Annotated in this window: 8 protein-coding genes; 5 read left to right on the forward strand and 3 right to left on the reverse strand. The window is 64.8% G+C overall.

Annotation, left to right across the window (positions count from 1 at the left end; translation table 11 throughout):
• Positions 1–226: 226 nt before the first annotated feature.
• The 4 genes from Y705_RS18110 (at position 227) to Y705_RS0107160 (ending at position 6,490) form a co-directional block, all read left to right on the forward strand.
• Entirely contained in the window at positions 227–2,011 is a 1,785-nt protein-coding gene (locus Y705_RS18110; protein ID WP_081737872.1) for an ABC transporter family substrate-binding protein, read from the forward strand.
• A 102-nt stretch (positions 2,012–2,113) separates the two neighbouring features.
• Positions 2,114–3,646, forward strand: a complete 1,533-nt coding sequence (locus Y705_RS0107150) for an ABC transporter permease (protein ID WP_026532365.1) — start codon at positions 2,114–2,116, stop codon at positions 3,644–3,646.
• A 10-nt stretch (positions 3,647–3,656) separates the two neighbouring features.
• Positions 3,657–4,706: an ABC transporter permease gene (locus Y705_RS18115; protein WP_081737873.1), complete on the forward strand. Its 1,050-nt coding sequence runs from the start codon at positions 3,657–3,659 to the stop codon at positions 4,704–4,706.
• A complete protein-coding gene (locus tag Y705_RS0107160) occupies positions 4,703–6,490 on the forward strand; it encodes an ABC transporter ATP-binding protein (RefSeq protein WP_049822409.1) in 1,788 nt (595 codons plus the stop codon). Before Y705_RS18115 ends, Y705_RS0107160 begins: the two co-directional genes overlap by 4 nt.
• Before the next feature lie 140 nt (positions 6,491–6,630).
• On the opposite strand, the gene Y705_RS0107165 is transcribed toward Y705_RS0107160, so the two are convergent.
• Positions 6,631–7,596: a zinc-binding dehydrogenase gene (locus tag Y705_RS0107165; protein WP_026532367.1), complete on the reverse strand. Its 966-nt coding sequence runs from the start codon at positions 7,594–7,596 to the stop codon at positions 6,631–6,633.
• Between the two features lie 149 nt (positions 7,597–7,745).
• On the opposite strand from Y705_RS0107165, the gene Y705_RS23610 reads away from it, so the two are divergent.
• Positions 7,746–7,820: a 50S ribosomal protein bL37 gene (locus tag Y705_RS23610; RefSeq protein ID WP_369299106.1), complete on the forward strand. Its 75-nt coding sequence runs from the start codon at positions 7,746–7,748 to the stop codon at positions 7,818–7,820.
• A gap of 75 nt (positions 7,821–7,895) precedes the next feature.
• Here the strand turns inward: Y705_RS23610 and rsrA are convergent, their stop codons facing one another.
• A complete protein-coding gene (gene rsrA / locus Y705_RS0107170; protein WP_026532368.1) occupies positions 7,896–8,156 on the reverse strand; it encodes a mycothiol system anti-sigma-R factor in 261 nt (86 codons plus the stop codon).
• The gene (locus tag Y705_RS18120; protein ID WP_253908529.1) at positions 8,153–8,845 is read right to left on the reverse strand and encodes a sigma-70 family RNA polymerase sigma factor; all 693 of its coding nucleotides are present in this window, start codon (positions 8,843–8,845) and stop codon (positions 8,153–8,155) included. Before Y705_RS18120 ends, rsrA begins: the two co-directional genes overlap by 4 nt.
• Between the last annotated feature and the right edge of the window lie 52 nt (positions 8,846–8,897).

Below are 8,897 nucleotides of genomic sequence, written 5' to 3' on the forward strand. Positions count from 1 at the left end.
CCGCCTCAGAATAGGAGCCGCACCCCGAACCCCCTCAGCCCCTTCGTTACCGGAAGGTGACAATATTACCGGCTGGTAACGAATGGGTTATATATCGTTCACTGGGTGTCCGAAGGCAACGATCTCTGGTTATGCTGTGGGAAGTGTGATTGCCGTCACGGTGGCAGTCCGCTCCAGCGGGACTGATGACCGGTCCCGTGCGCCTCTAGCACAGTAAGGAAATCGAATGCGTAATAAGCGCACAATGTCGCTTGCGGCTCTCTCCATCGGAGTGCTCATGCTAAGCGCCTGTGGATCTGCGGGCGGAACCGCGGAGACCCCCACCGAGGGCGGCGGGGAGGAAACCCTCGCCTCCACGATCAACGTGGCCATCAGCCAGGCACCAACCGGCTACAACGGCAACACCGCCAGCACCAACTCCGTCTACAACACCTATGTGGACAACCTGGCCTCAAGTTCCTTCGTGTCCTACACTCCAGAGGCTCAATTGGCAGCCAACGAGGATTTCGGGACCTACGAGAAGACCAGCGATGATCCGCTGACCGTCAAGTACAGCATCAACGAGGATGCTGTGTGGTCCGATGGCACGCCGATTGACTACGACGATGTCCTGCTGACCTGGGCCACGGCTTCAGGAACCTACCCCTCCGGTGTCACAGACCCCGAGTCGGGAGCCGAATCGAATCTCTTTCTGGCGGCCTCCACCAACGGTTTTGAGCAGATGGAGATGATCGAGGGCGAGCCCGGTGCGAAGGAGTTCGAGGTTGTCTACTCGGAGCCCTATGCTGACTGGGAAGCACTTTTCACCACCGGTGTGATTATGCCGGCGCACATCGCCGCTGAACAGGGTGGCATGTCGGCCGAGGGCGACGGTGCCGAGCTCGTCGAAGCGCTCCAGTCCAAGAATACGGAGGCGCTGACGCCTGTTGCCGAGTTCTGGAACACGGGCTGGAACTACGAAGCCGACCTCCCGACTCTCCCGGACACCGCGATCCTGCCCTCTTCCGGCCCGTACAAGCTGGACAACGCGACGAACGGCACGCTGACCCTCGTCAAGAACGACCAGTACTGGGGCGAGGAGCGTGCCGGCCAGACGGACACCATCGTTTTCCAGACCATCGTGGACGAGGAAGCGGTCCAGGCGCTCCAGAACGGCGACGTCGACGTCATCGACCCGTCCAGCCCGACCGTCGACACCAAGGCGGCGCTCGAGCAGATCGGTGAGACCGTGACGGTAGACACCGGGCAGTCACTTACCTTCTCGCACATCGACCTGGACCAGCGTCCCGGCGCAGTCTTCGAAGATCTTAAGGTCCGCCAGGCGTTCAACATGTGCGTGCCTCGCGCGGACATGGTCGACAAGTTCGTCTCGCCCATCGACCCCGATTCGTCGGTCATGAACCTTCGCGAGTACCAGCCGGCACAGCCTGAATACGAAGAGGTTCTCGAAGGCGCGCCGGCAGCGCAGAGTGACGGCGTCGCCGACATCGAGGGCGCCAAGGCCCTCCTGGCCGAAGCCGGCAAGACCGAGCCCGTGCAGGTCTCGCTGATGTTCGCATCGACGAGCCAGCTCCGGGCCGACATGGTCGCCCTCGTCAAGGACTCCTGCGACAAGGCCGGCTTCGAGATCATCCCGCAGCCCGAGGCCGAATGGAGCTCCAAGCTCTCGCAGCCCGGAGCCTGGGACGCGGTAGTCTTCGGCTGGGCCGGATCGGGTCTCGTCGCTTCCGGCCAGTCCATCTACGTCAGCGGTGGTGAGCAAAACTTCGGTGGCTACGCTGACGAAGAGGTAGATCGTCTGTGGACCGAGATCGCGACCAACACGGACGCCGAGCAGATTGTCCCGTTGAAGACGGAGCTCGAGCAGCGGCTCGCCGAGACGCAGTACAACGTGGTGCTCTACGCGAACGCCGATATCGTCGGGTCTTCCTCGAAGCTCGAGGGCGTGGAACTGAACCCGACGCAGACCGGCATCACCTGGAATGCCTACAGCTGGACGAAGCAGAGCTGATCGCAGGTTCCGAACAAAGCATGAGGACGGGCAGGCCCTCGGGTCTGCCCGTCCCTGTGCCCGGCAACACTCCAGCCTGCACCGTTTCCTAGGAGCCCTTCCGTGTTCTACTTCATCGTCAAACGAACCATCATTTCGTTTTTCATCATGCTTGCAGCCACCACGCTGATGTACTTCCTCACCATCTCGTCGGGCGATCCCTTCGAGGACCTCGGTGAGACGAGCGGCCCCGAGAAGGCCGCGACCATCGCCGCCCGCACCGCCGCCATGAACCTCGACCAGCCACCGCTGATGCGCTACTACCTGTGGCTGCAGGACGTGGGCCACTGCATCGTGCCGGGCGGCGTCTCCTGTACCCTCGGCCAGGACCGCACGGGCGCGGCAGTGCTCCCCCAGCTCGAGAACGCTATCGGTTCGACGCTCCGCCTCGTGGTCGTTGCCACGGTCATCGCGCTGGTGGTCGGTGTGATCGTCGGCATCGTCACCGCGATCCGCCAGTACACCACCTTCGACTACTCGATCACCTTCCTTTCCTTCGTGCTTTTCTCGCTTCCACTGTTCTGGCTGTCGACGCTCCTGAAGCAGTACCTGGCCATCGACCTCAACACGTGGCTCGCGAATCCACGGTTCTCCTACGCTGCGATTCTCGTCATCGGCGTGATCGCAGGCGGAATCTGGGCGCTGGTCGTCGGCGGGGACCGACGCCGGCGCGCAATCGTCTTCGGCATCGCCGCGTTCGCCACGGCCTTCAGCCTGTGGCTGCTCCTCGTCACGGGCTGGTTCGTCACACCGGGCCTCGGTCCCGTGGGAATGCTCGTCTCGGCAGCCTCCGTCGCCTTCCTGTGGACCGCCCTGCTCGCCGGTTTCCGCCGTCGGAAGATCCTGTACGCAGCCCTTGCCGCTGCGGCAGTGAGCTACGCGGCCTACCTGATCTCGATTCCCCTGCTCACCGATCCGACCTGGCTCACCGTGCTCCTGATGATCGGAGTGGCCGTCGTGGCCGCCTATGTGGTCGGCAGCGTGGTGGGCGGGCAGTACCGCCAGCAGGCAGGAAGGATCTCAGCGGTGGTTGCCGTGAGCATGGCCCTGCTGATGTTCCTCGACCGGCTGCTGCAGGCGTATCCCACGCTGTCCGCAAAAGCGGGTGGCCGTCCCATTCCGACCACCGGGTCCCAGTCGGCCAACCTCTCGGGCACCTTCTGGGAGATCAATCTCGACTACGCGCTGCACCTGGTCCTGCCCACGATCGCGCTGACCCTGATCTCCTTCGCCACCTACACCCGCTACACACGCGCCAGCCAACTCGACGTCATGAACCAGGACTACATCCGCACCGCGCGCGCCAAGGGCCTCAGCGAACGGACGGTCCTCGTGAAGCACGCGTTCCGCAACGCGATGATCCCCATCACCACGCTCATGGCGTTCGACTTCGCCGGCGTGCTCGGCGGAGCCGTCATCACCGAGTCGGTGTTCGGCTGGAACGGCATGGGCAAGATGTTCATCGACGGGATCAACAACGTGGATCCAGGGCCTGTCATGGCCTTCTTCCTGGTGGTGGGCACCGCGGCAGTGCTGTTCAACATGCTCGCCGACATCGCCTACGCCTTCCTCGATCCCCGCATCACGCTGAGCTAGGAAAAACATCATGACTAAACATCCAGAGCAGTCGGGCGATTCACGGGCGCAGGTCGAGCTGTCGGAGACGACGCTCCTCAGCCAGGACACCGACATCTCCACCGGCACCCGCACCCGAGCCCAGACGGATCGAATCCAGTCGAGCAGGATCCAGCCCACCGAGGCCAAGAGTCAGGGAAAGCTGGTCCGCGAGCGATTCCTGCGGCACAAGGGCGCCCTCGCAGGGATGGGCCTCCTGCTGCTGATCATCCTGCTCTCCTTCAGTTCCATCGGTTTCGCAGGGCTCCCGGGCTGGTGGAACAAGGACTACGACGTGCTTGCCGCCCGTTTCAACGAGGGCAGGCCGACCCTCACCCTGTGGCCGTTCAGTCTGGGAGAGCATCCCTTCGGCCAGGATGTCCTCGGCCGCGACTACTTCGCCCTGACGATGCGCGGCATCCAGACCTCGCTGATCATCGCCTTCATCGTCGGACTGGTGGCGATGGTCATCGGCACCACCGTCGGCGCGGTCGCCGGTTACTTCCGGGGCTGGACCGAAGCGTTCCTCATGCGGATCACCGACGTCGTCATCACCATCCCCACCGTCGTGATTGCAGCGGTGGTTGCCGGGATCGTCGCCAAACAGGGCATCGTCCCGTTCGCGATCTTCCTCGGGCTCGTCACCTGGACCGGCCTCGCGCGGCTGGTGCGCGGCGAGTTCCTTTCCCTCCGGGAGAAGGAATTCGTCGAGTCCGCCAAGTCGGTGGGAGCAAGCTCGGCGCGCATCATCTTCCGCCATATCCTGCCCAACACGGTGGGTGTCATCATCGTCTCCACGACACTCGCCATCTCAGGGGCGATCCTGCTCGAGACAGCCCTCAGCTACCTGGGCCTCGGAGTGGTCGCGCCCGACACCTCGCTGGGCAAGGCGATCAATGACAACCGTTCGGCGCTGACGGTGCGTCCCTGGCTGTTCCTCTGGCCGGGCGCGTTCATCGTCGCCATCGCACTCGCAGTGAACTTCATCGGGGACGGGCTCCGTGACGCCTTCGATCCCAAGCAGACAAGGATCAAGCAATGAGCGCTTCCGAAGCCAGCCTCGTCATCGACGACGCAGCACCAGCGAGGGAGGGAGCAATCCTCTCCGTCTCCGGCCTCTGCGTGGACTTCAGCGTGGACGGCGAATGGGTCATGGCCGCCGAGGATGTGTCCTACGAGATCCACCCGGGCGAGATCCTCGCTATCGTCGGAGAGTCGGGCTCGGGCAAGAGCATGTCATCCATGGCGCTGCTCGGCCTCCTCCCCCGTAACGGACGCTCGAGCGGCAGCGCGAAGATGCTCGGCAAGGAGCTGATCGGCGCGCCGCAGAGTGCCCTGCGGCGCATCCGCGGCAATGACATCGCCATGATCTTCCAGGAGCCGATGACGGCGCTCAATCCGGTCCTCACGGTCGGGGAGCAGATCCGGGAAGCTGTTGAACAGCACACCGAGGCCTCCCCTGCCCAGGCCAAAGAGCGAGCCATCGAGCTTCTGGCGATGGTGGAGATCCCCGAGCCGGCGAAACGGTACGACTCCTACCCGCACCAGTTCTCCGGCGGACAGCGCCAGCGCGCCATGATCGCGATCGCCCTCGCCAACGACCCGATGCTGCTGGTGGCCGACGAACCCACCACCGCCCTCGATGTCACCGTCCAGGCCGAGGTGCTCGAGCTGCTGAGACGGCTGAACAAGCGGCTCAACAGTGCGGTCCTCCTCATCACCCACGACATGGGCGTGGTGGCGGACCTCGCCGACAACGTGGTGGTGATGGAACGCGGCCGCGTCGTCGAGACAGCGCCCACGGCACAGTTGTTCACCAGCCCGCGCGAACCCTATACACGCCAACTGCTCGACGCCGTTCCGCATCTCGGATCCCGGGTGGGCGGTGTCCTCTCGGACTATGAGGTGGTGGACGGCGCCCTTCGCGTCCACGAGGCGTACGCACGCGCAGCGGACGCGGAACAGCAGACCCACCGTGACGCCGGGACAGTCCCGGCGCTCGAACTGGTGAACGTCGATATCGAATACCCCGGACGGTTCCGGCAGGCACCCTTCAAGGCGGTCAATGACGTCTCCTTCACCATCAACCCCGGTGAGGTGCTGGGGCTGGTCGGCGAATCGGGTTCGGGCAAGTCGACCATCGCCAGGGCTGTGACCGGCCTGATTCGGACCAGCGCCGGAAGCGTCACGATTGCCGGCACCGACATCACCGCGCTCTCCGCACGGAAACTCCTGCCGCTGCGCAAGAAGTTCGCCATCGTGTTCCAGGACCCCGCTGCATCACTGAACCCGCGGCTTTCCATCGGGGAGAGCATCGGCGAGCCGATGTACCTCCACGAGAAGCTCAACCGGGCTGACCTCGACAAGCGGGTCGGGGAACTCCTGGATGACGTGCAGTTGCCCGTCTCCTTCCGGAACCGGTACCCGCACGAACTGTCGGGCGGGCAGCGGCAGCGCGTCGGCATTGCCCGGGCGTTGTCCCTGCGCCCCGACCTCCTGGTGGCGGACGAGCCGACGTCGGCCCTCGATGTCTCGGTCCAGGCCAAGGTGCTCGAACTCCTTCAGGAACTCCAGCGCGAACGGGGCTTCGCCTGCCTGTTCGTGAGCCACGACCTCGCCGTCGTCGAGCTTCTCGCGAGCCATATCGCGGTCCTCAACAAGGGCAGACTGGTGGAGCAGGGGACCACCGAGCAGATCCTCAAGTACCCGAAGGATTCCTATACCCGCCGCCTGCTCGCCGCGGCACCGGTTCCCGACCCGGCCGAGCAGGCGCTGCGGCGCGAGCAGCGGAATGCGATCCTTGCGGCGGGTGCCTCGGCTGAGTAGCGGGTCGGGCGTGCGCACTACTTCCGGCGGCTAGCACTCCGACCGGGGAATCGCGCCCGAAAACGACATCAGCACGGGATCATTCCGGTGCGGATGTCGTTTTCAAGGGCGCCTGCCTCCGGTGCAACAGTACGGGTGCGTCAGTGCCGGAAGACGATCTTCCCGAAAACGTCACCATTCAGCATGCGGGAGAAGCCGCGGGCGGCGTCGTCGAGGTCCATGACCGAGTCGATGATCGGGCGGACTCCGGTCCCGACGAGGAACCGGGTGAGCCGCACGAGCTCGTCCCGCGTCCCCATGGTGGAGCCGAGGACGCGGAGCTGCAGGAAGAACACGCGGTTGAGGTCGGCCGACGGCGCGGGGCCGCTGGTCGCTCCGCAGGTGATGACGGCACCGCCGGGAACGAGCGACTTGAGGGAGTGTGCCCAGGTGGCCTCCCCCACCGAGTCGAAGACGGCGTCGACCCGCTCGGGAAGCCGGGCGCCGGCGTCGAACACGGCAGCCGCCCCGAGGTCCAGCGCGCGCTCCCGCTTGTCCTCGCTCCGGCTCGTGGCCCAGACCCGGAAGCCGGCGGCGGATGCCAGAATGATGAGCGCCGTCGCCACTCCCCCTCCGGCGCCCTGCACCAGGATCGTGGACCCCGGCGCGGCCGGCGAGACCGTGAAGAGCATGCGGTAGGCGGTCAGCCACGACGTCGGGAGGCAGGCTGCCTCCTCGAAGCTCAGTTCCGCCGGTTTCGGAAGGAGGTTCCGCTCCGGTACCCACACGTAATCGGCCATGGTGCCCGGGTAGCGCTCCGACAACAGGGAGCGCTTCGGGTCGAGGGTCTCGTCACCGCGCCAGCCCGGGGAGGACACGACGCCGTGCACGATCACCTCGTTGCCGTCGTCGTCGGTCCCGGCGGCATCGCATCCCAGCACCATGGGCAACCGCTCCTCGGGAAGGCCGACGCCGCGCAGCGACCACAGGTCGTGGTGGTTGAGCGAGGATGCGGCAACCCGAACCCGGCGGAACCCGTCGGGCACCTGCGGTTCCGCGATCTCCGCGATCTTCAGCCCCGCGAGGGGATCGTCCTTGGATATTGCATCAACGTAGGCTGCTCGCATGCGGAAGACTCCTCGGCGTAGGGGCTGTCCTCCCATCCTAGGGCCGGGCCTCGGACGGTCGGCGGCTCGGACGGTCGGCGGTTTAGGCAGGGGTGCCGCACTGTGGGAGACTGGAGTGCAGTTCTGCAGGAATAGAGAAGGAGGCACCCATGAGCAAGCGAGCACGCAAGCGTCGCGACCGTAAGCGCGGAGGCGCTAACCACGGTAAGCGTCCCAACACCTGATCAGCAGGTGACAGAAAAGCACCTCCGGTCCCGCATGGGATCGGAGGTGCTTTTGGTTGCGGCTACTTCAAGAACCTAATGATCCACGGATTTCAGCACGTTGATCCGGTCGAGGATGCTCGCCTTCAGCGTTGACGGAGCGACCTCGGTGCACGAACGCTTCACGACGGACCGGATGAGGCATTCGAGATTGTGCTCTTCCGCGCACTCAGGACAGCCTTCGAGGTGGTCCTTGATCTCCACGAGGTCCGAGTGCGACAGCGCACCGTCCAGGTATTCGTACAGTCGTTCGATCCGAGAATCGGCACAGTCACCCATGCTCTCGCAATCGCTCATTTTCCACTCTCCTGTTCCGTGCCGGTGCTGGACTTGCCCACGCCGGACGCGGCTGCTTTTGCCGACGTCCCGAGACCCCGCTCATGCGCATACTCCGAGAGGAGTTCGCGCAGCAGCTTGCGACCGCGGTGCAGGCGGGACATGACCGTCCCGATGGGCGTGTTCATGATTTCCGAGATCTCCTTGTACGCGAAGCCCTCGACATCCGAGAAGTAGACCGCCAGCCGGAACTCCTCCGGTATGGCCTGCAGCGCGCTCTTGACGTCCGAATCCGGCAGGTGGTCGAGCGCTTCGGCCTCGGCCGAACGCAGGCCGAGGGAGGTGTGCTCAGCAGCCTTGGCGAGCTGCCAGTCCTCGATGGTGTCCGAATGCGACTGCAACGGTTCGCGCTGCCGCTTGCGGTAAAGATTGATGTAGGTGTTCGTCAGGATGCGGTACAGCCACGCCTTGAGGTTGGTTCCCGGCTTGTACTGATGAAAGGCGGAGAACGCCTTGGCGTAGGCCTCCTGGACCAGGTCCTCGGCATCGCTGGGGTTCCGTGCCATGCGCATCGCGGCGGAATAGAGCTGGTCCACGTACTGCATCGCGTCCCGCTCGAACCGCGCCTTGCGGTCGGCGACGGATTCCGTGGACACGTCCAACTGGTCATCTTCGGCCTGGCTGCTGCCCGCCGGGGCTGTTGTATTCATCGAGGCAAAGTCTACGCGCCTGCGGCCGGCCGCGGACTGGCGGTCAGTGCCG

This window comes from Arthrobacter sp. H41, from assembly GCF_000520535.1.
Classification (GTDB): Bacteria; Actinomycetota; Actinomycetes; order Actinomycetales; family Micrococcaceae; genus Arthrobacter_D.

Coding starts and splice junctions, on each gene's coding strand:
- Y705_RS18110 (WP_081737872.1), top strand. CDS start 227: ATGCGTAATAAGCGCACAATGTCGCTTGCGGCTCTCTCCATCGGAGTG.
- Y705_RS0107165 (WP_026532367.1), bottom strand. CDS start 7,596: ATGCGAGCAGCCTACGTTGATGCAATATCCAAGGACGATCCCCTCGCG.
- Y705_RS0107160 (WP_049822409.1), top strand. CDS start 4,703: ATGAGCGCTTCCGAAGCCAGCCTCGTCATCGACGACGCAGCACCAGCG.
- Y705_RS18120 (WP_253908529.1), bottom strand. CDS start 8,845: ATGAATACAACAGCCCCGGCGGGCAGCAGCCAGGCCGAAGATGACCAG.
- Y705_RS18115 (WP_081737873.1), top strand. CDS start 3,657: ATGACTAAACATCCAGAGCAGTCGGGCGATTCACGGGCGCAGGTCGAG.
- rsrA (WP_026532368.1), bottom strand. CDS start 8,156: ATGAGCGATTGCGAGAGCATGGGTGACTGTGCCGATTCTCGGATCGAA.